This window comes from Streptomyces sp. NPDC026589 (assembly GCF_040638385.1).
Classification (GTDB): Bacteria; Actinomycetota; Actinomycetes; order Streptomycetales; family Streptomycetaceae; genus Streptomyces.
Genome location: NZ_JBEZYG010000010.1, coordinates 101,035 through 121,806, shown reverse-complemented (window position 1 = coordinate 121,806; position 20,772 = coordinate 101,035). Strand labels below are relative to the sequence as shown.

The window sequence follows — 20,772 nt, the reverse complement described above, 5'->3', positions numbered from 1 at the left end:
GGGCCGGCCGCCCGTGTCCACTCCTCGATTCTGTCCGCGCTCCCCGAGTTCAGCCACCGCCTGTGGACAACACCCGGGCGACCGGAGCCACACAATGCGACATATAGGTCATATTTACGCCTAGTCTGACATTGCACTGTCCACAGCAGTTGCGATCTTCGCTCTCCGCACTTAGGGGGTCTTCCTCTATGCCCGCAGACCTCGCCGTCATCGGACTCGGTCACCTCGGCCTGCCCCTCGCCCAGGCCGCCGTGACCGCCGGGATCGACACCGTCGGCTACGACCCCGACCCACGCCCCTACGCGGAACTCGGAGCGGGCCGCAGCCCGGTCGAGGGCACCCTCACCGCCTCCGAGATCCGCCGCATGCTCTCCGGCGGCTTCCGGCCCACCACCGACCCCGCCGAGCTGGGCCGGGTCCGTACCGCCGTGATCTGCTCCCCCACCCCGCTCGGCCCCGACCGGGCAATCGACCTCACCGCGCTCCGCGACGCCGCCCGCGCACTGGCGGCCCGGCTGCGCCCGCACACCACCGTGCTGCTGGAGTCCGCCGTGCCGCCCGGCACCACCGAGAACGTCCTGCGCCCCCTGCTGGAGGAGGGATCCGGGCTCGTCGCCGGACGCGACTTCCACCTCGCCTGCTCGCCGAGCCGGCTCGACCCCGGCAACCGCACCCACGTCCTGGCCAACACCCCCAAGGTCATCGGCGGCCTCACCCCCGCCTGCACCGAGTCGGCCGCCGCCTTCTACGGACGCCTCACCGACAAGGTCGTCCGGGCCCGCGGACCGCGCGAGGCGGAGATGACGAAGGTGCTGGAGACCAACTTCCGTCACGTCAACATCGCGCTGGTCAACGAGATGGCGGTGCTCTGCCACGACCTCGGCGTCGACCTCTGGGACGTCATCCGGTGCGCCGAGACCAAGCCGTTCGGCTTCCAGCCCTTCCGGCCGGGACCCGGCGTCGGCGGACACGGCGTCCCGGTGGACCCGGGCTGCCTGCCCTACAGCACCCGCACCCCCGGGCACCCGCTGCGGATGGTCTCGCTGGCGCAGGAGATCAACGACCGGATGCCCAGCTACGTCATCCAGCGCTGCGCCACCCTCCTCAACGAGCACGGCAAGTCCGTCCGGGGCGCGCGCGTCCTGCTGCTCGGCGTCACCTACAAGCCGGACAGCGCCGACCAGGAGGCCGCCCCCGCCCGCGAGATCGCCGCCCGGCTGATGGACATGGGCGCCCAGATCGGCTACCACGACCCGCACGTCCTGGACTGGCGGGTGCGCGAACGGCCCGTCCCGCGCGCCGACTCGCTGTACGAGGCGGCGGCCGCGGCCGACCTGACCGTACTGCTCCAGCAGCACCGCACCTACGACCTCCAGGGCCTCGCGGTCAAGGCCCAACTGCTCCTGGACACCCGGGGAGCCACTCCGGCGGGGGCGGCGCACCGGCTCTGAGGACGTACGGGAGGCCGAAAAGGATTGCCGGTGACCGATTCCGGTGCGTACTGCTACCCTGCGGCGTCACAGCGCGCACATACGTGCGCAACCGCACACGCGTGCGCAGCCATCCAGGGGGAGCCCCACCGTGAGTCAGCCCGTGCAGCCGCCGAACCAGCCCCAGCAGCCCTACGGCGGGCAGCCCGTCGACGGCAACCCGTACGCCGACCAGCCGGGCCAGGCCACCCCCGCCGCACCGACAGGCAACTCGTACGGCCAGCCCACCCCCGCCGCGCCGACCGGCAACCCGTACGGGCAGTCCGCCCCCGCCGCCCCGACCGGCAACCCCTACGGCCAGCAGCCCCCGGCCCCGACCGGCAACCCGTTCGCGGGTCAGCAGCCCGGCCAGAGCGCCCCGTTCGGCGGCGGCGCGCCCTTCGCCCCGGCGCCCCCGGCCCGCGACAACAACATCATGCTCGGCGTGCTGGTCGCCCTGGGCGCGGCCGTCGTCGCGGGCATCCTGTACGGCGTGATCGCGGGCTCGATCGAGCGCGAGGTCGGCTACGCGGCGGTCGGCGTCGGCTTCCTGGTGGGCTTCGCGTCCAGCAAGGTCGGCGGCTCCAACCCCGCGGTCATCGGCGCCGCGGCCGTCTTCTCGATCGGCGCCGTCTACCTCGGGCAGCTCGTCGGCATCTCGATGGTCCTCTCCGACCTGGCGCAGATCCCCTTCTCCGAGGTCATCGGCGACCACTTCGGCACCGTGACGGACGCCTGGTCGCAGGAGGCCGACTTCATGACCTACCTCTTCCTCGCCCTCGGCGCGGTGGCCGCCGTCGGTGGCGCCAAGAAGGCCGGCTGAGAGCACCCCGCAGGATTCATACGGAAGGGCCCGGCCCGATCGAACAATCGATCGGTCCGGGCCCTTCCGTATACGTACGGGAGGTCAGCGGCGGTGCTGCGAGTCCGCCACCGTCACCTCGACGCGCTGGAACTCCTTGAGGTCGCTGTAGCCGGTGGTGGCCATCGCGCGGCGCAGGGCGCCGAAGATGTTCATCGAACCGTCCGGGGTGTGCGAAGGGCCGGTGAGGACCTCCTCCGTCGTCCCGACCGAGCCGAGGTCGACCAGCTTGCCGCGCGGCACGTCCTCGTGGACGGCCTCCATGCCCCAGTGGCGGCCGCGGCCGGGCGCGTCCGTCGCGCGGGCCAGCGGGGAGCCCATCATCACGGCGTCCGCACCGCAGGCGATGGCCTTCGGCAGGTCGCCGGACCAGCCGACGCCGCCGTCGGCGATGACGTGCACGTACCGGCCGCCGGACTCGTCCATGTAGTCGCGGCGGGCCCCGGCGACGTCCGCGACGGCCGTGGCCATCGGGACCTGGATGCCGAAGACGTTGCGCGTGGTGTGCGCCGCGCCGCCGCCGAAGCCGACGAGGACACCGGCGGCGCCGGTCCGCATCAGGTGCAGGGCGGCGGTGTACGTGGCGCAGCCGCCGACGATGACCGGGACGTCCAGCTCGTAGATGAACTGCTTCAGGTTCAGCGGCTCGGCCGCGCCCGAGACGTGCTCGGCGGAGACCGTCGTACCGCGGATGACGAAGATGTCGACGCCCGCGTCGACGACCGCCTTGGAGAACTGGGCGGTGCGCTGCGGGGAGAGCGCGGCGGCGGTGACGACGCCGGAGTCGCGCACCTCCTTGATGCGCTGCCCGATCAACTCCTCCTGGATGGGGGCGGAGTAGATCTCCTGGAGCCGGCGGGTCGCGGACTCGACCGGCATCCCGGCGATCTCGTCCAGCAGCGGCTGCGGGTCGGCGTGCCGGGTCCACAGGCCTTCCAGGTTCAGCACACCCAGACCGCCGAGCTCGCCGATCCGGATGGCGTGCTGCGGGGAGACCACGGAGTCCATGGGAGCGGCCAGGAACGGCAGCTCGAAGCGGTAGGCATCGATCTGCCAGGCGATCGAGACCTCCTTCGGGTCCCGGGTGCGACGGCTCGGAACGACAGCGATGTCGTCGAATGCGTAAGCCCGGCGGCCGCGCTTGCCGCGCCCGATCTCGATCTCAGTCACGATGTGTGGCCTTTCCCTCTACGTCTGCGCTGACCAGTATCCCCGACACAGGAGTGAGGGGCGGTACCGGGAACTCCGGTCCGCCCCTCACCTGCGCTGATGCGTTACTTCCTGCTGTAGTTCGGTGCTTCGACCGTCATCTGGATGTCGTGCGGGTGGCTCTCCTTGAGCCCCGCCGAGGTGATCCGGACGAACCGGCCCTTGCTCTCCATCTGGTCGACGGACGCGGCGCCGACGTAGCCCATGGTCTGGCGGAGGCCGCCGACGAGCTGGTGGAGGACGTTGGCCAGCGGGCCGCGGTAGGGCACCTGGCCCTCGATGCCCTCGGGGACGAGCTTGTCGTCCGATGACACCTCGGCCTGGAAGTAGCGGTCCTTGGAGTAGGACCGGCCCTGTCCGCGGGACTGCATCGCGCCGAGCGAGCCCATGCCGCGGTACGACTTGAACTGCTTGCCGTTGATGAACATCAGCTCGCCCGGGGACTCCTCGCAGCCGGCGAGGAGGCTGCCCAGCATCACGCTGTCCGCGCCGGCGGCCAGCGCCTTGCCGATGTCGCCGCTGTACTGGAGGCCGCCGTCGCCGATCACCGGGACGCCCGCGGCACGGGCGGCGAGCGCGGCCTCGTAGATCGCCGTGACCTGCGGGACGCCGATGCCGGCGACCACGCGGGTGGTACAGATCGAGCCCGGGCCGACGCCGACCTTCACGCCGTCGACTCCGGCGTCGATCAGGGCCTGGGCGCCGTCGCGGGTGGCGACGTTGCCGCCGATGACGTCGACGCCGACGCTCGACTTGATCTTCGCCATCCAGTCGAGGGCGTTGCTGTTGTGTCCGTGCGAGGTGTCGACGATCAGGAAGTCGACCCCGGCGGCCGCGAGGGCCTGCGCGCGGTCCAGCGCCTCGGGGCTGGCGCCGACGGCCGCGCCGACCAGCAGACGGCCTTCGGCGTCCTTGGCGGCGTTCGGGTACTGCTCGGCCTTCTTGAAGTCCTTGACCGTGATGAGGCCCTTGAGGATGCCCGCCTCGTCGACCAGCGGCAGCTTCTCGATCTTGTGGCGGCGCAGCAGCTCCATGGCCTCCACGCCGGAGATCCCGACCCGCCCGGTGACGAGCGGCATCGGCGTCATGACCTCGCGCACCTGGCGCGACCGGTCCGACTCGAAGGCCATGTCGCGGTTGGTGACGATGCCGAGGAGCTTGCCCGCCGGGTCGGTGACCGGCACGCCGCTGATGCGGAACTTCGCGCAGAGCGCGTCCGCCTCGCCGAGCGTGGCGTCGGGGTGCACGGTGATCGGGTCGGTGACCATGCCCGACTCGGAGCGCTTGACCAGGTCGACCTGGTTGACCTGGTCCTCGATCGAGAGATTGCGGTGCAGCACGCCGACGCCGCCCTGCCGGGCCATGGCGATGGCCATCCGTGCCTCGGTCACCTTGTCCATGGCGGCCGACAGCAGGGGGATGTTCACCCGTACGTTGCGCGAGATGAGCGACGAGGTGTCGACCGCGTTGGGCAGGACCTCGGACGCGCCGGGCAACAGCAGCACGTCGTCGTAGGTCAGCCCGAGCGTCGCGAACTTCTCGGGCACTCCGTCGACGTTTGCAGTCATGACACCTTCCCCAAATGGCCTTGATCGGTGCGGATGTCCATGCTAACGGGCTCCACGGGCGTCTCATTCCACGATCAAGATCACTTGGCTGATCTGTAGCTTCCTACAGCGCCTCCGGCGGGGGCCGGCGGGGGTGCCTACTGCTCGGCGAGCGCCCGGAGCCGGCTGAGCGCGCGGTGCTGGGCGACCCGGACCGCGCCCGGGGACATCCCGAGCATCTGGCCGGTCTCCTCCGCGGTCAGCCCGACCGCGACGCGCAGGACCAGCAGCTCGCGCTGGTTGTCCGGGAGGTTGGCGAGGAGCTTCTTGGCCCAGGCGGCGTCGCTGCTGAGCAGGGCGCGCTCCTCCGGGCCGAGGGAGTCGTCGGGCCGCTCCGGCATCTCGTCGGAGGGGACGGCGGTCGACCCCGGGTGACGCATCGCGGCGCGCTGGAGGTCGGCGACCTTGTGCCCGGCGATCGCGAAGACGAAGGCCTCGAAGGGCCTTCCGGTGTCCTTGTAGCGCGGCAGCGCCATCAGCACCGCGACGCAGACCTCCTGCGCCAGGTCCTCCACGAAGTGGCGAGCATCACCGGGAAGGCGGTTCAGCCGGGAGCGGCAGTAGCGCAGGGCGAGGGGGTGTACATGGGCCAGCAGATCATGGGTGGCCTGCGCGTCACCGTCGACGGCCCGGTGCACGAGGGCACCGATCACCGTGGTTTCGTCATCGCGCATCGGACCATGGTGCCCTGAGGCCACCGGGTCCGCTCCACCGCGTCCCGAGTTGTGCACCGAAGCGTTATGAGCGGGTGCGCCGGATGTCATGTCCTGCGCCCTCCCCTTCCGCTCGACCGAATCGTTCCTGAGGAACTCCACGACTCAAGGATGCGTCATCGGCCGGGAAGCGTCACATGGCGCCGCTGGGCGGGCGCCCGGATACGGGGTGTGGAGCCGATGGCCCGCTCCGTGACCCCGTCCGCCGGTCTGCGGACGGGGCGCGGCCCGGGCCGGTCGTCAGCGGACCAGACCCCAGCGGAATCCGAGGGCCACCGCATGGGCCCGGTCGGAGGCCCCGAGCTTCTTGAACAGGCGCCGGGCGTGGGTCTTGACCGTGTCCTCGGAGAGAAAGAGCTCACGGCCGATCTCCGCGTTGGAGCGGCCGTGGCTCATCCCTTCGAGGACCTGGATCTCCCGCGCGGTGAGGGTGGGCGCCGCCCCCATCTCGGCGGACCGCAGTCGGCGCGGGGCGAGCCGCCACGTCGGATCGGCCAGCGCCTGGGTGACGGTGGCCCGCAGCTCGGCGCGCGAGGCGTCCTTGTGCAGATACCCGCGGGCCCCGGCGGCGACCGCGAGCGCGACGCCGTCCAGGTCCTCGGCGACGGTCAGCATGATGATCCGGGCCCCGGGGTCGGCGGAGAGCAGTCGCCGGACGGTCTCCACACCTCCCAGACCGGGCATGCGTACGTCCATCAGAATCAGATCCGAACGATCGGCACCCCAGCGGCGGAGGACTTCCTCGCCGTTGGCCGCCGTCGTCACGCGCTCGACGCCGGGCACGGTGGCCACCGCGCGACGGAGCGCTTCTCGGGCAAGCGGGGAGTCGTCGCAGACGAGGACGGATGTCATGACCGTCCTCCGCAGCTGATGCGCGTCACCTTGAGCCTCCAGGCTGATACAAGTCGTCACCTGTGCGGTTGACCCCCTCGGACATGTGCCCGAGCCGGATATCCGTCAACCGCATCCGCTCTCTTAACGACGGTCACTCGAAAGAGTTACGGGTCGGGCGGCCGGGTTCGGCACTCTACGTGAAGGGCCGTATACGGAGGAGAGCGGCGCGGGTGATTCACCCGTCAACCGAATCTTCACTCGTTGGCATGCCCTATTTGGCACCATTTCTTCCCTTTTGAGGGTGTCTGTGGCTAGATTCGCAATCAGTCATATTTACATCTACTAGCACCGCAGATGTACGGTCGAGACTTCGGTCACACCGATCACCGACGGTCCGAGCGTCAGAGGCCGTCGATCACAGACGGTCGAGGATGCCGCTTCCGACGCAGCACAGCTCCGAGGGGACAAGCAATGGCAGATTTCTCCCGCCTTCCCGGACCCAACGCCGACCTGTGGGACTGGCAGCTGCTCGCCGCCTGCCGAGGCGTGGACAGCTCCCTGTTCTTCCACCCCGAGGGTGAGCGCGGTGCGGCCCGTAGTGCCCGCGAGACCTCCGCCAAGGAGGTCTGCATGCGCTGCCCTGTACGTGCCGAGTGCGCGGCCCACGCCCTGGCCGTGCGAGAGCCCTACGGAGTGTGGGGCGGCCTGACGGAGGACGAGCGCGAAGAGCTGATGGGCCGGGCCAGAACCCGGCTGATCACCGCGGCGCCCGCTGCCGGACCGGGCCCCGGCACCCCCTGACACCCGTACGCGGCAACCGAACGCAGAAACGTTTCTTCGGCACCTTCAGCCATCCGGCGCGCGACCAGCCGCAGCGGGGCCGGATCCCTCACCGTCCGTGGGCCGCGGGCCCGGCGGGCGCCGCGGCTCCGTGCGGTCTCAGCGGGCGCGGCCCCGTGCGGTCTCAGCGGGCGGCCGTGCGCGCCAGCTGGTCCAGGGTGGCCGCCACCGCCGGGACCCGGGCCAGGTCCGGCAGGGTCAGCGCCACGATCTCCCGCTCGATCGCGGGCTCGACCGGCACGGCCCTGGCCCCCTTGGGGCGTACCGACTCGACGGCCAGCTCCGGCAGCACCGCCACCCCGAGCCCGGCCCCGACGAGCCCCATCACCGCCGGGTAGTCGTCCGTGGCGAAGTCGATGCGCGGGGTGAAGCCGGATTCCTCGCAGACCTCGACCAGCTGCCGGCGGCAGCGCGGACAGCCCGCGATCCACGACTCGTCTGCCAGCTCGCCGATGGACACGCTCGACGCCTCCGCCAGCCGGTGCCCCTCCGGGACGAGGCCGATCAGCCGGTCGGTGAGCAGCGGCCGGACCACCAGGTCGTCCCATTCGCCGCCGGTGCTTCCGTAACGGAACGCCAGGGCGATGTCGCAGTCGCCCTCGCGCAGCAGGTCCACCGAGCGCGGCGGCTCGGCCTCGACGAGCGACACCCGGGTGCCGGGGTGTTCGGCGCGCAGGGCGGCCAGCGCCCCCGGGACCAGGGTGGAGCTGCCGCTGGGAAAGGAGACCAGCCGGACCCGGCCGGCCCGCAGTCCGGCGATGGCGGCGACCTCCTCCTCGGCGGCGGTCAGACCCGCGAGGATGCCGGAGGCGTGCCGTACCAGCGCCTCGCCGGCCTGGGTGAGGCGCATCTCGCGTCCGGTACGGATCAGCAGCGTGGTGCCCGCGGAGGACTCCAGGGCCTTCATCTGCTGGCTGACGGCCGGCTGGGTGCAGCCGAGTTCGCGGGCTGCGGCGGAGAACGAGCCGGTGGTGGACACGGCACGCAGGACACGGAGGTGGCGAGCTTCGATCACCCAGTCAGCATAAGAAATTCTTGGAGGCTGGGCGAATTCACGAGAGGACGCTTTGGGATCAAGACGGTTAGCGTGACCCCATGAAGCTGCTGACCGTGAACATCGGGCAACCTCGCCCCTCCGTGCGGACCGACGGCCCGGGTGGCCTCACCGGGATCGACAAGCGACCGGCGGAGGGCCCGGTCGAGGTCCGCGACCCCGGGCCCAAGGGCCGCGGCGGCAGCGGACTGGCCGGGGACGCGGTGTGCGACCCGCGTCATCACGGCGGCAGCGACCAGGCGGTGTACGCCTTCGCACGGGAGGAACTGGACGCCTGGGAGCGGGAGCTGGGCGGCCGGAAGCTGACCAATGGGGTGTTCGGCGAGAACTTCACGACCCTGGGCCTCGACGTCAGCGGCGCGCGGATCGGCGAGCGCTGGCGGGTGGGCACGGACCTGGTGCTGGAGGTGACCTCCGGCCGCATCCCGTGCCGGACCTTCGCCCACCACCTCGGGGAGCGGGGGTGGGTCCGGCGGTTCACCCAGCAGGGCGCCACCGGCGCGTATCTGCGGGTGATCGAGCCGGGCGCCGTCCGCGCCGGGGACCCTGTCGAGATCGTGCACCGGCCGGACCACGAGGTCACCGCCGCCCTGCAGTTCCGGGCGGTGACGACCGAACGCACCCTGCTGCCCGCGCTGCTGGCCGCCGGGGAGGCGCTGCATCCCGAGGCGCTGCGCAAGGCTCGGGAGTACGCAGCGCGGCAGGGCTGAGGGCCGGGCGGACGGTCCCGTACGGAGGGAGGCGGCCGTCCGGTGCGGGGGAAGCGGCCGTCCGGTGCGGGGGAAGCGGCCGTCCGGTGCGGGGGAAGCGGCGGTCCGGTGACGTGGCGTCATCCGCCGCGTGGTCCGAGGACGTTGCGGCGGGAACTGGATCGGTGTGCGGCGCGTCCACCATCAGTGACCTGTGCCCGAGGAGAAGTCTTCGAGCCGAGTGGCGTCTCAGGGGGAAGACCATGCCCGACCCGCAGCAGCCCTGGTACTCCCCGGGCCCGCCGCAGCAGCCCGTTCCCGGCAACCCGTACGCCTCGGAGGGCGGCGCGCCCCAGGGGTTCGGGCCGCCGACCGTGCCGGCACCGCCGCCGCGTCGCCGGTCCGGCCGGGGGCCGGTCGTCGCCGCGGTCGTCGCACTGGTGCTGGTGGTCGTGGCGGGAGGGGCGTACGCGCTCTCCGACCAGTGGCGGGAGGAGCCCGCGAAGCCTGTGGCGAAGGAGTCGCCCGGGCCCTCCGGGCCGGCGTCCCCATCCGGTACCCCTGCGGCGGGCGGCCCGGAGCTGAGCCGCATTCCGACGACGAAGGAGGTCGCCGCCGCCCGGAAGCCGGACGAGTCGGCGGCGTGGATCGTGGACGACAGGACCGACCTGCCGAAGCAGATCAACAAGGTCCACGATCTGTGGATCGTCGGCGACACCGCGGTCCAGGCCCTGCACCGGAAGGTCACGGCCTACCGGCTCTCGGACGGCGCCGAGGTCTGGAACGTCGACCTGCCCTCCTCCGTCTGCGAGACACCGGCCAACCCGACACCCGACGGCAAGGTCGTGGTCTTCCATCACGAGAGGCCGGACAACGAGCGGGGCAACCAGTGCAACCAGATGAGGATGATCGATCTGAAGACCGGGAAGCAGGGCTGGCACAAGGAGCTCGACGAGCCCGGTGACCGGGACAACACGTTCATCGTCTACAGCGCCATCAGCGGCGACGTCCTGTCCGTCGCCCGGAACATGCAGGCCATCACCTACCGGATGGACGACGGGAGCAAGCTCTACGAGATCCCCCGGGAGCACAAGAACAAGTGCGTCCCCGACGACGTGGCGGGCGGCGTCGCCCGGCTGCTGGTCAGCTCCAACTGCATGATCGCCATCGACCGGAGCAAGAACTACGGCCAGCTCCGCGAGCTCGACCCGCGTACCGGCAAGGTCCTGTGGCGCTACCGGATGAAGACCGGCTGGAGCTTCGGAAGCCTGATCTCCATGGACCCGGTCGTCTTCACCACCTACAACAACGAGGACACCGCGAGGGACTGGCGGATCACGGTCCTGGACCCCAAGGGCAAGCACCGCACCACCTTCGACGCCCGTGCCAAGGGCTTCGAGCACTGCGGCGGGGACGGGGCCGGCGGAAACATCCAGCCCTGCCGGGGCGCCGGGGTCGGCAAGGGCCTCATCATGCTGGGCGGCACCGAACAGGTCGGCGCGTACGACCTGAAGACCGGGAAGTTCCTGTGGGGCATCAAGTCCGATGAGCTGCGCAGGCTGTACCCGCTGCGCGCGGAGGACGGCAAGTCGATGCTGATCTACGAGGCGGCCACGTCGAGCCGGCCCGGCCGGACCTTCCTCATGGGCCCGCGCGGCGCCGGCACGGAGACGAACGTCGTGAAGCACCCGGTGGCGACCGCGCCGTGGGAGTACGAGATGTCCATGGGGCACACGGCCCTCGTCGGCGGACGGCTCGTCCTGACGTCGACGCACGTGAGCGGCGACGAGGACCGGAAGCCCGTGCGCGAGGCCCGCATGCTGTCCTTCGCCCCTGCCGCGCCTTAGACGCAGCGGGCGGGTACGCCGCCCGGTCGTGAGGGGCACTAACGTGCCGCGTATGACGACTGCACTGATCACGGGCGCGACGGCGGGCATCGGGGCCGCGTTCGCGCGGCGGCTCGCGGCCCAGGGGCACAACCTGGTGCTGGTGGCACGGGACATCGCGCGGCTGCGCGAGCAGGCCACCGAACTGCACGACCGGCACGGCATCGAGGCCGAGGTGCTGAGCGCCGACCTGTCCACGGAGGGCGGGATCGAAGCGGTGGAGAAGCGTCTCGCGGACCGCACGCACCCGGTCGACCTGCTGGTCAACAACGCGGGGTTCGGCAACAAGGGGCGCTTCCTGGAGGTGTCCATGGCCGACGAGCTGACGATGCTGAAGGTGCACTGCGAGGCGGTGCTGCGGCTGACCTCGGCGGCTGTCACCGGGATGAGGGAGCGGGGCCGGGGCGGGGTCGTCAACGTGGCGTCGGTCGCGGCGTTCGTGCCGCGCGGTACGTACGGGGCGTCCAAGGCGTGGGTCGTGCAGTTCACCCAGGGCGCGGCGCGGGATCTGGCCGGGTCGGGGGTGCGGCTGATGGTGCTGTGCCCCGGGTTCGTGCGGACGGAGTTCCACGAGCGGGCCGGGATGGGCACGGACAACATCCCGAACTGGATGTGGCTCGACGCGGACAAGCTGGTGGCGTCCGCGCTGACGGATCTGGCCCGGGGGAAGACGGTGTCGATCCCGGACCCGCGCTACAAGGCGCTGATGGGGCTGGTGAAGGTCGCCCCGCGGGGCCTGCTCGGCGGGGTCACGTCGCGGACGGGGCGCAAGTACGGTCCGCAGTAGCACGTACGGTCCGCCGTTGCGCAGCACCCCGCTGCTGTGCGGCGTACGGATGCGGTACGGGTGTGCCGTACGGGAGCGGTTCCGCCCCTCCCGCGTCCGGCGCACGGCTCGCCGCGAGGAACGCACCGAGGCCCGGCGCCCCCGCGACGGGGGTGCCGGGCCTCGGGCTTACCGAACGGCTTACCGGACGGCCTACCGAACGGTACGGGCCGTACTAGTGGGAGTGGCCGTGGCCGCCGTGACCGGCGTCGCCCTCGTCCTCGGCCGGCTTCTCGACGACCAGGGTCTCGGTCGTGAGCAGCAGCGACGCGATGGACGCGGCGTTCTCCAGGGCGGAGCGGGTGACCTTGACCGGGTCGATGACGCCGGCCTTGACCAGGTCGCCGTACTCGCCGGTGGCGGCGTTGAAGCCCTGGCCCTTGTCGAGCTCGGAGACCTTGGAGGTGATGACGTAACCCTCCAGGCCGGCGTTCTCGGCGATCCAGCGCAGCGGCTCGACGGCGGCGCGGCGGACGACCGCGACACCGGTGGCCTCGTCGCCGGTCTTGCCGAGGTTGCCCTCCAGGACCTTCACCGCGTGGACGAGGGCGGAGCCACCGCCGGAGACGATGCCCTCCTCGACGGCGGCGCGGGTCGCCGAGATGGCGTCCTCGAGGCGGTGCTTCTTCTCCTTGAGCTCCACCTCGGTGGCGGCGCCGACACGGATGACGCACACGCCGCCGGCCAGCTTCGCGAGGCGCTCCTGGAGCTTCTCGCGGTCCCAGTCGGAGTCCGTGGACTCGATCTCGGCCTTGATCTGGTTGACGCGGCCCTTGACGTCGTCGGAGTTGCCCCCGCCGTCGACGATGGTCGTGTCGTCCTTGGAGACGGTGACGCGGCGGGCGGTGCCCAGCACGTCGAGACCGGCGCCGTCGAGCTTGAGGCCGACCTCCTCGGCGATGACGGTCGCACCGGTGAGGGTGGCGATGTCACCGAGCATGGCCTTGCGGCGGTCGCCGAAGCCCGGGGCCTTCACCGCGACGGCGTTGAAGGTGCCACGGATCTTGTTGACGACGAGGGTGGAGAGCGCCTCGCCCTCGACGTCCTCGGCGATGATCAGGAGCGGCTTGGAGGCGCCGGCCTGGATGACCTTCTCCAGGAGCGGGAGCAGCTCCTGGATGGAGCCGATCTTGCCCTGGTGGATCAGGATGTACGGGTCGTCGAGGACGGCCTCCATACGCTCCTGGTCGGAGACCATGTACGGGGACAGGTAGCCCTTGTCGAAGGCCATGCCCTCGGTGAACTCCAGGTCCAGACCGAAGGTGTTGGACTCCTCGACGGTGATGACACCGTCCTTGCCGACCTTGTCCATCGCGTCCGCGATGAGCTCGCCGACCTGGGTGTCCTGCGCGGAGAGCGCGGCCACGGCGGCGATGTCGGACTTGTCGTCGATCGGGCGGGCGGTCGCGAGGAGCTCCTCGGACACGGCCTTGACCGCGGCGTCGATGCCCTTCTTCAGGGCGGCCGGGGAGGCGCCGGCGGCGACGTTGCGCAGGCCCTCGCGGACGAGCGCCTGGGCCAGCACGGTCGCGGTGGTGGTGCCGTCACCCGCTACGTCGTTGGTCTTGGTCGCCACCTCCTTGACGAGCTGGGCGCCCAGGTTCTCGTACGGGTCGTCGAGCTCGACCTCGCGCGCGATGGTGACACCGTCGTTGGTGATGGTGGGAGCGCCGAACTTCTTGTCGATGACGACGTTGCGGCCCTTGGGGCCGATCGTCACCTTGACCGTGTCGGCAAGCTTGTTGACGCCGCGCTCAAGGGCGCGACGGGCGTCCTCGTCGAACTTCAGAATCTTCGCCATGGGCTGTGTTCCCTCTCAAAATGAACTGCGCCCCTCGCCGCCCGGCTAGTTATTTCGCAGGGGGCCAGGGGCGCAGAACACAAGCAAACGTGGGTGAATTACTTCTCGACGATCGCGAGAACGTCGCGGGCCGAGAGGACGAGGTACTCCTCGCCGTTGTACTTCACCTCGGTGCCGCCGTACTTGCTGTACAGGACGACGTCGCCGGTCTTGACGTCGAGCGGAAGTCGCTCGCCGTTCTCGAAGCGGCCCGGGCCCACCGCGAGGACGACGCCCTCCTGGGGCTTCTCCTTCGCGGTGTCCGGAATGACCAGGCCGGAAGCCGTGGTCTGCTCGGCGTCGAGCGGCTGGACCACAATGCGGTCCTCGAGCGGCTTGATCGCAACCTTGGAGCTGGTGGTCGACACGATCCGGTCTCCCCCTTCGGAGATCTCACGGGGTTTAACAGTCTGTGGGCGGCGACCTGACCGGCCCGTCGTCGCGGGTGCCGGACCTGCCCTGTCGCGCAAGGTGGTGCTGGCACTCTCCAGGGGGGAGTGCCAGCACCGAGACTATGACCGCGATTAGCACTCGGTCAAGCGGAGTGCCAATTCACCACCCTCGCGCCGTCCCGATCGGGGCCCTGTCGGGTCACCGTCCGGACAACGTCGGGGTGGTGCGTGACGTTCCGGCAACGGCGAACGCGCGCACAGCGGGGGCTGAGCGCGCGTTCACGGCCGGGTGCGGGGAAGGACGCGGGTCAGACGTAGTCCTCCAGCTTCGCCACCGCGTATCCCTTGTCGGTGATGGTCTTCATGACCTGGCGGATCATGTCGGGCATCGACCCCTTCCAGTCCTCCTTGCCCCGGAAGTGGGTGAGGACGATGTCGCCGGGGTGCAGGTCCCGGTCCCACTCGCGCCATTCCATGTGGTCGGGGAAGGCCTCGGAGGACCACAGGGGCACGGCGGTGATCCCGCAGGACTTGGCGACGACGAGGGTGTCGCGGTTGTAGTTGCCGTAGGGCGGGCGGAAGAGGGTGGGCCGCTTCCCGTAGTGCTTGAGGATCTTCTCCTGCTGGCCGCAGATCTCCCGCTTCTGCTCGTCGGCGGAGAGACCGGGCAGATAGCGGTGGTTGAGCGTGTGGTTGCTGATCGTCACCCCGCGCTTCTGCATCTTCTTGAAGTAGCCGTAGTCGTCGTTGATGACGTAGTCGCTGACGAACGCGCTGTACGGGATATCCAGTTCGGTCATCATCCGCAGCAGCTCGGGGTCCTTCTCCGCCCCGTCGTCCATCGTCAGGAAGACGATCTTCTCCTTGGTCGGGACGGTGGTGAAGACGGGCGGCAGCCCGGCGTCGTCCCGGACCTCGAAGCCCTCGCGGGTGGTGATGCGCGGCTTCACCTTCGGCGGCTCGGGGGGCGCGAGCGGGGTCCTGGCCAGTCCCCACTTCTTCGCGGCGACGGCCCGCGCCGCCTGCTTCTTCCTGAGCGCCTCGGCGTAGGTGTCCAGGGCACGGGCGGGCCCGGCCTCCGGAGCGGCCTCGCCCGGCTGGCCGGCGGCGGGCTTCGCGGGGCCGCCGGGAGTTCCCGGGCCACCGCCGCCCGTCTCCGCCGCGCACCCGGAGGCGACGGCGGCGGCCAGCAGGGCCGCCAGCACGACGGCACCCGACCTGTGCCACTTCATGGCTGTTTTTTCGTTTTGTCGTACTAGCTGCATGGCGCCGCATCCTGCCAGCCGTCAGCCCGCCCCCCGCCCCGACACCGCGAGCGGGTCGGCGCCGTCCCCCGGCCGGCCCACAGCGACCTCCGGCGGCGCGGGCAGCGGCACCCGGCGCAGCGGCCACAATGGACCGGGTGAACGCGACGACCCCCTCCGCCCCGGACGACGACCCCGCCCGCGCCGCCTTCGCGGCGCTGCGCACCCCCGAGGGCGAGCAGCTGCTGGCCGAGCTGCGCGACCACGACCCCGCCGACGAGCTGGCCGCCGCGACCCGGCTGCGCCGCACGCACCCGGCGGAGCTGGTCTCGGCGGCCCTGGGCCAGGCCCGGCTGCGGCAGCGGGCGGTGGCCAAGTTCGGGGCCGAGGACGCCTACCGGATGTACTTCACGCCCAACGGGGTCGAACAGGCCACCCGCACCTCGGTCGCCGCCCACCGCGCCGCCCGGTTCGCCGGGCTCGGCGTGCGGAGCGTGGCCGACCTGTGCTGCGGCATCGGCGGCGACGCCCTCGCCCTGGCCCGCGCCGGGATCTCCGTCCTGGCCGTGGACCGCGACCCGTTGACCGCCGAGGTGGCCCGCGCCAACGCGGAGGCGCTCGGCCTGGAGGGGCTGATCGAGGTGCGGTGCGCCGATGTCACGGAGATCGACACCGCCCCGTACGACGCGGTATTCGTGGACCCGGCCAGGCGCGGCGGACGCGGCCGCATCTTCGATCCGGAGGCGTACTCACCGCCGCTGTCCTGGGCGGCGGCCGCCGCGCTGAAGGCCCCGAGGGCGGCCTTGAAGATCGCCCCGGGCGTTCCGCACGAGGCGATCGGCCCGGAGGCGGAGGCCGAGTGGATCTCGGACGGCGGCGACGTGAAGGAGGCGGTGCTCTGGTACGGGGAAGGCTTCGCGCCCGGCGCGTTCCGGGCCACGCTGCTGCCCTCCGGGGCGACCCTGACCGCCCCGGCCCCCCTGCCCGCCCCGCCCGTGGGCCCGGTCGGGCGCTATCTGTACGAGCCGGACGGCGCGGTGATCCGGGCGCATCTGGTCGCCGACATCGTCGAGCGGTGCGGCGGGCGGCTGGTGGACGAGACGATCGCGTACGTCACGAGCGACACGCGCTACTCCTCCCCGTACGTCTCCGGGTACGAGATCACCGACCGGCTGCCGTTCAACATGAAGAAGCTGAAGGCGCTGCTGCGGGAGCGGGAGGTCGGCGTACTGACCGTCAAGAAGCGCGGCTCGGCGGTCGAGCCGGAGGAGCTGCGTCGCCGGATGAAGCTGAGCGGTCCGCACGCGGCGACGGTGTTCCTGACCCGGGTGGCGGGGGCTCCGACGATGCTGATCGGCCATCCGCTGGGCTGACCCGCCCGGCGGGTCCCATCAGGACGCCCACCACCCAGCGGCGGTGCGCCAGGGCCGTGACCGCGCCGGTCAGCGCGGTCAGCCAGGCGACCATGCCGACGCCCATCACGAGGGCGACCAGCCCGTACGTCTCCCGGCCGGGCCGCGCGTTCGCGGGTCCGAGCACACAGAGGGCGAGCCCCACCGCGCCCAGGACGAAGGACAGGAGCAGCCAGGCGAGGCTCGTCCCGGGCATCCGCAGCCGCCGGTCGCGCTCCGGGTCCCGGTCCAGCGCGCCCCAGGCGGCGAGCAGCGAACGGACCTTCCGGTCCCGCGCGACGCCGAGGCAGAAGAAGATGACGGCCGGGATCAGCACCGTCGCGCCGCTGAGCAGGCTGACGATTCCGCCGACGACGCTGGTGAAGTCGACCAGGTCGGCCGCCCGCTCGAACAGGACGATCCCGGAGCCCACCAGGGCCCAGCCGATCGCGACGAGCCCCGCCCACATCCACAGCAGCCCGAGCCGCCCGGGACCCACGTGCATCCTCACCAGCTCACCCAGGACCACCGCCCGGTCGGCGAGCAGCGCCTCACGGTCGGGCCAGGAGCGGATCTCGGCAGGCGGCGGAGGCGGCGGAAGAGGGGCACGGCGTGGCATGCGCAGAACACTACCGACCGGGCCACGGGGGTCCGTGCACGCGTTCGTCCGGGCCCTCACGGCCGCGCGCCGGCTCCAGCTCCCGCGACCCCCTACCGGCCCGAGCTCCTTCGGCCGCACGCCCGTTCAGGCGTCGCGCAGCGCCTGGATGTCCAGCTTGCCCATGCCGAGCATCGCCTTCATGGTCCGGTCCGCCTTCGCCGGGTCCGGGTCGGCCAGCAGGCGCGGCAGCTCGTTCGGCACGATCTGCCAGGAGACCCCGTACTTGTCCTTGAGCCAGCCGCACTGGCCTTCTTCGCCGCCTTCGGAGAGCGCGTCCCAGAACCGGTCCACCTCGGCCTGGTCGGCGCAGTCCACGGAGAGCGAGATCGCCTCGGTGAAGGGGAACTGAGGCCCTCCGTTGAGCCCCATGTAGTCCTGGCCCGCGAGCCGGAACTCGACGGTGAGCACGGAACCCGTCTCGCCCGGGGCGGACTCGCCGTAGTGGGTGACGTCCAGGACGCGGGAGTCCCCGCCGAAGATCGCGACGTAGTGCTCGGCCGCCTCCTCGGCCTTGCCGTCGTACCAGAGACAGGGCGTGATCTTCTGCATGATCTTCTCCTCGTCGGGCCGTCCACACGTCCGGACCGGAAGGTCCGGACGTCGTGGAAGGTAGACCTGGTCCGCCGCCCGAACTCATCGGACACGCCCCGCCCCGGCCGCCCCCACCCGCGCGGGCTCAGCGGGAAGCGGGGGCGGTACATGCTCAGCGGAAAGCGGGGGCGGTACGGGCTCAGCGGGAAGCGGCGTCGCCCTCCCGCTCGGCGCCCCGGTCCCGCTCGGCGCCCCGGTCCCGCTCGGCCCCCCGGCCCCGCTCGGCGTCCGTCGGCCCGCCGAGGGCCTTCCGCTCCGCCGGCAGCAGGACGTACGCCGCCAGCGCGGCCGCCGTCAGGAGCCCGGCGGCGGCCCAGAACGCGGCCGCGTACCCCGAGGACAGCTCGGTGCGCCCGGTGGAGCCTCCGGTGACCCGGGCGGCGACGGTGACCAGGACCGCGAGGCCGAGCGAGCCGCCGACCTGGCGCGAGCTGTTGAGCAGCCCGGAGGCCATGCCGGTCTCGCCGGTGGCCACGTCGGTCGTCGCGGCCGTGCCTAGCGGGACGAAACAGAGCCCGATGCCGAAGGAGCAGAGCAGCGACGGGCCGAGGATGGAGACGAGGAAGCCGCCGTCGACCGTGGCGGTCGCCGCGAACCAGGCCATGCCGAGCGCGGCCAGCGTCGCGCCCGCCGTCATCAGCCGGCGGATGCCGAGCACGGCGACCGCCCGGGTGGCGAGGATCGAGCCGGCGACGACGCCCACGCAGAACGGCAGGAACGCGAACCCGGCGGCGGTCGGCCCGAACCCGAGGACCAGCTGCATGTAGAGCGAGACGAAGTAGAACGCGCCGAACTGGGCCGAGGCCAGCAGCAGACAGAACAGGTTCGCGGTCAGCACCGGCCGCCCCCTCAGCAGGCCGGGCCGGAGCAGCGGGGACGCGGTCCGCAGCTCGACGGCGACGAAGGCGGCCAGCAGGATCACCGCGGCGCCGAGGGAGGCGAGCGTGACCGCCGAGCCCCAGCCATGGTCCGAGGCCCGCACCAGACCGAGGACCAGCAGCGTCGTCCCGGCCGTGACCAGCAGCGCCCCGGCCACGTCCAGCCGCGCCCCGGGCCGCCGCCCCCCGCCGACGGGTCCGGTGCGCGCGGCGGCGGCCAGCGCGAAGGCGACGATCGGCACGTTGACCAGCATCACGGACCGCCAGCCCGTCGCGTCGGTGAGCACCCCGCCCGCCAGCACCCCGACCGCGCCGCCCGCCGCGCCCGCCATGCCCCACAGCCCGAGCGCCCGGGACCGGGCGGGCCCGGCCGGGAAGGCGAGGGTGATCAGGGCGAACGCCACCGGGGAGAGGGCCGCCGCGCCGACGCCCTGGACGGCCCGCGCCGCCACCAGCGACCCGGGCGACCAGGCGAACCCGCCGGCCAGGCTGGCCAGACCGAAGAGCACCAGACCGGCCGTCAGGACACGGCGCGGACCGGCCAGATCGGCGAGCCGGCCGCCGAGCATGAGGAGCCCGCCGAAGGCGAGGGCGTAGGCGTTCACGACCCACAGCAGCCCCTCCCCGCCGAAGCCGAGGTCGCTGCGGATGTCGGGCAGCGCGACGTTCACCACGGACATGTCCAGCGACACCAGGAACTGCACCGTGAGCGCCACCACCAGCAGCCACCGGGCGTGCCGCTCCCCCGCGCCCCCGGCGGCCCCCACGCCCGGCGCGCCCGCCGCCCCGCCCTCGGGACCTCTTCCCGTCCCGCTCTTCCCCGCGCCGTCCATGACGTCCCCTTCGCTTCGCGCTTCCCTCGACCGGGAATTACCATACACGTATAGAAAATAGGCGCCGATGCATCGGGAGGGTCCCGCGGCGGACCGGAGCAGGGCCCCGGAAGGAGAGAATGCCCAGGTGTCAGGCACCGAGAAGACAAAGAAGACAAAGAAGATGAAAAATCCGGTGACGGGCGGCAAACCGGACGCGTCCGAGCAGTCCACGGGCCGGCCGGCGGGACGGCCGGTGGGGCGGCCGGTGGGGCGGCCGGTGGGGCGGCCGCGCCGACTGGACCCGGAGGTGATGGTCGCCACCGCGCGTCGCATCGTCGAGGAGGAGGGCGTGGCCGCCCTGTCCATGCGGCGGGTGGCGAAGGAGCTGGGCAGCACACCCATGGCGCTCTACCACTACGTGCAGGACAAGGACGAGCTGCTGATGCTCACCCTGTCCGGAACGGCGGCGGCGTTCCCGCGCCCGGAGCTGCCCGAGGACCCGCGCGAGCGGCTGGTGGCGGTGGCCGCGCACATGCACGACATCATCGGCCGGATCCCCTGGGTGCTGGACATCCTGGCGCTGGGCGAGCTGACCGACCGCAACGCGCTGTGGATGGTGGAGGAGATCATCGACTGCGCGCTCGCCTGCGGCCTCTCCCCGGCCCGCTCGGTGCGGGCGTACCGGACGATCTGGAGTTACGTCTACGGGGACCTGGTCTTCCGCAGGGCGGCGGCCCGTCGGGCGGAGAACCCGTCGCGGCGGGAGTTCTTCCCGGAGATGGTCACCGAGCAGGACGCGGCGGAGCTGCCCCGGCTCACCGAGGTCAAGGACCGCTGGCGGGAGTACGCCGCCGACTACGAGACCGTCGAGGAGCTCGAAGCGATCGTGGACGGCCTGCTCAGGCGCGGGACGCGGAACGCGAAGGCCTGACCGGGCCGCCGGGGCACGGAAGCCTCACGGACCGGGCCGC

At 71.8% G+C, this 20,772-nt stretch carries 18 protein-coding genes; 8 read left to right on the top strand and 10 right to left on the bottom strand.

Features of this window, described 5'->3' with window-relative positions; all coding sequences use genetic code 11:
* The first annotated feature begins 188 nt into the window (after nt 1-188).
* Together AB0F29_RS19070 and AB0F29_RS19065 are read left to right on the top strand one after the other, a co-directional pair.
* The gene (locus AB0F29_RS19070; RefSeq protein WP_361873439.1) at nt 189-1,451 is read left to right on the top strand and encodes a nucleotide sugar dehydrogenase; all 1,263 of its coding nucleotides are present in this window, start codon (nt 189-191) and stop codon (nt 1,449-1,451) included.
* A gap of 130 nt (nt 1,452-1,581) precedes the next feature.
* Entirely contained in the window at nt 1,582-2,292 is a 711-nt protein-coding gene (locus tag AB0F29_RS19065; RefSeq protein ID WP_361873437.1) for a hypothetical protein, read from the top strand.
* Nucleotides 2,293-2,376: 84 nt separating this feature from the next.
* On the opposite strand, the gene AB0F29_RS19060 is transcribed toward AB0F29_RS19065, so the two are convergent.
* The 4 genes from AB0F29_RS19060 to AB0F29_RS19045 form a co-directional block, all read right to left on the bottom strand.
* A complete protein-coding gene (locus AB0F29_RS19060; protein WP_097870356.1) occupies nt 2,377-3,501 on the bottom strand; it encodes a GuaB3 family IMP dehydrogenase-related protein in 1,125 nt (374 codons plus the stop codon).
* A gap of 104 nt (nt 3,502-3,605) precedes the next feature.
* Nucleotides 3,606-5,108, bottom strand: coding sequence for an IMP dehydrogenase (gene guaB, locus AB0F29_RS19055; RefSeq protein WP_361873435.1), 1,503 nt, complete (start codon nt 5,106-5,108; stop codon nt 3,606-3,608).
* Between the two features lie 137 nt (nt 5,109-5,245).
* Nucleotides 5,246-5,821, bottom strand: a complete 576-nt coding sequence (locus tag AB0F29_RS19050) for a sigma-70 family RNA polymerase sigma factor (RefSeq protein WP_018960265.1) — start codon at nt 5,819-5,821, stop codon at nt 5,246-5,248.
* A gap of 279 nt (nt 5,822-6,100) precedes the next feature.
* Nucleotides 6,101-6,712 carry a response regulator transcription factor gene (locus AB0F29_RS19045; protein ID WP_003948568.1) on the bottom strand — a complete coding sequence of 204 codons (612 nt, stop codon included), beginning with the start codon at nt 6,710-6,712 and terminating at the stop codon, nt 6,101-6,103.
* A 453-nt stretch (nt 6,713-7,165) separates the two neighbouring features.
* On the opposite strand from AB0F29_RS19045, the gene AB0F29_RS19040 reads away from it, so the two are divergent.
* Entirely contained in the window at nt 7,166-7,495 is a 330-nt protein-coding gene (locus AB0F29_RS19040) for a WhiB family transcriptional regulator (protein ID WP_361873433.1), read from the top strand.
* A 163-nt stretch (nt 7,496-7,658) separates the two neighbouring features.
* Here the strand turns inward: AB0F29_RS19040 and AB0F29_RS19035 are convergent, their stop codons facing one another.
* Entirely contained in the window at nt 7,659-8,549 is an 891-nt protein-coding gene (locus AB0F29_RS19035; protein WP_018960263.1) for a LysR family transcriptional regulator, read from the bottom strand.
* An 80-nt stretch (nt 8,550-8,629) separates the two neighbouring features.
* On the opposite strand from AB0F29_RS19035, the gene AB0F29_RS19030 reads away from it, so the two are divergent.
* The 3 genes from AB0F29_RS19030 (at nt 8,630) to AB0F29_RS19020 (ending at nt 11,950) form a co-directional block, all read left to right on the top strand.
* Entirely contained in the window at nt 8,630-9,298 is a 669-nt protein-coding gene (locus AB0F29_RS19030) for an MOSC domain-containing protein (RefSeq protein WP_361873431.1), read from the top strand.
* 242 nt (nt 9,299-9,540) lie between these two features.
* Nucleotides 9,541-11,124 carry a PQQ-binding-like beta-propeller repeat protein gene (locus AB0F29_RS19025; RefSeq protein ID WP_361873429.1) on the top strand — a complete coding sequence of 528 codons (1,584 nt, stop codon included), beginning with the start codon at nt 9,541-9,543 and terminating at the stop codon, nt 11,122-11,124.
* Nucleotides 11,125-11,176: 52 nt separating this feature from the next.
* Nucleotides 11,177-11,950, top strand: coding sequence for an SDR family oxidoreductase (locus AB0F29_RS19020; RefSeq protein ID WP_361873428.1), 774 nt, complete (start codon nt 11,177-11,179; stop codon nt 11,948-11,950).
* A 214-nt stretch (nt 11,951-12,164) separates the two neighbouring features.
* On the opposite strand, the gene groL is transcribed toward AB0F29_RS19020, so the two are convergent.
* The 3 genes from groL to AB0F29_RS19005 form a co-directional block, all read right to left on the bottom strand.
* Entirely contained in the window at nt 12,165-13,790 is a 1,626-nt protein-coding gene (gene groL / locus AB0F29_RS19015; RefSeq protein WP_015610787.1) for a chaperonin GroEL, read from the bottom strand.
* Between the two features lie 98 nt (nt 13,791-13,888).
* Complete coding sequence (gene groES, locus AB0F29_RS19010; protein ID WP_003966899.1) at nt 13,889-14,197, bottom strand: co-chaperone GroES; 309 nt, start codon at nt 14,195-14,197, stop codon at nt 13,889-13,891.
* 332 nt (nt 14,198-14,529) lie between these two features.
* Entirely contained in the window at nt 14,530-15,453 is a 924-nt protein-coding gene (locus AB0F29_RS19005) for a polysaccharide deacetylase family protein (RefSeq protein WP_361873425.1), read from the bottom strand.
* A 161-nt stretch (nt 15,454-15,614) separates the two neighbouring features.
* On the opposite strand from AB0F29_RS19005, the gene AB0F29_RS19000 reads away from it, so the two are divergent.
* Entirely contained in the window at nt 15,615-16,838 is a 1,224-nt protein-coding gene (locus AB0F29_RS19000; RefSeq protein WP_361873423.1) for a methyltransferase domain-containing protein, read from the top strand.
* 763 nt (nt 16,839-17,601) lie between these two features.
* On the opposite strand, the gene AB0F29_RS18995 is transcribed toward AB0F29_RS19000, so the two are convergent.
* Nucleotides 17,602-18,066: a VOC family protein gene (locus AB0F29_RS18995; protein ID WP_361873421.1), complete on the bottom strand. Its 465-nt coding sequence runs from the start codon at nt 18,064-18,066 to the stop codon at nt 17,602-17,604.
* Between the two features lie 181 nt (nt 18,067-18,247).
* Complete coding sequence (locus tag AB0F29_RS18990; RefSeq protein WP_361873419.1) at nt 18,248-19,819, bottom strand: MFS transporter; 1,572 nt, start codon at nt 19,817-19,819, stop codon at nt 18,248-18,250.
* A 127-nt stretch (nt 19,820-19,946) separates the two neighbouring features.
* On the opposite strand from AB0F29_RS18990, the gene AB0F29_RS18985 reads away from it, so the two are divergent.
* A complete protein-coding gene (locus tag AB0F29_RS18985; RefSeq protein WP_361873417.1) occupies nt 19,947-20,732 on the top strand; it encodes a TetR/AcrR family transcriptional regulator in 786 nt (261 codons plus the stop codon).
* The last annotated feature ends 40 nt before the right edge of the window (nt 20,733-20,772 follow it).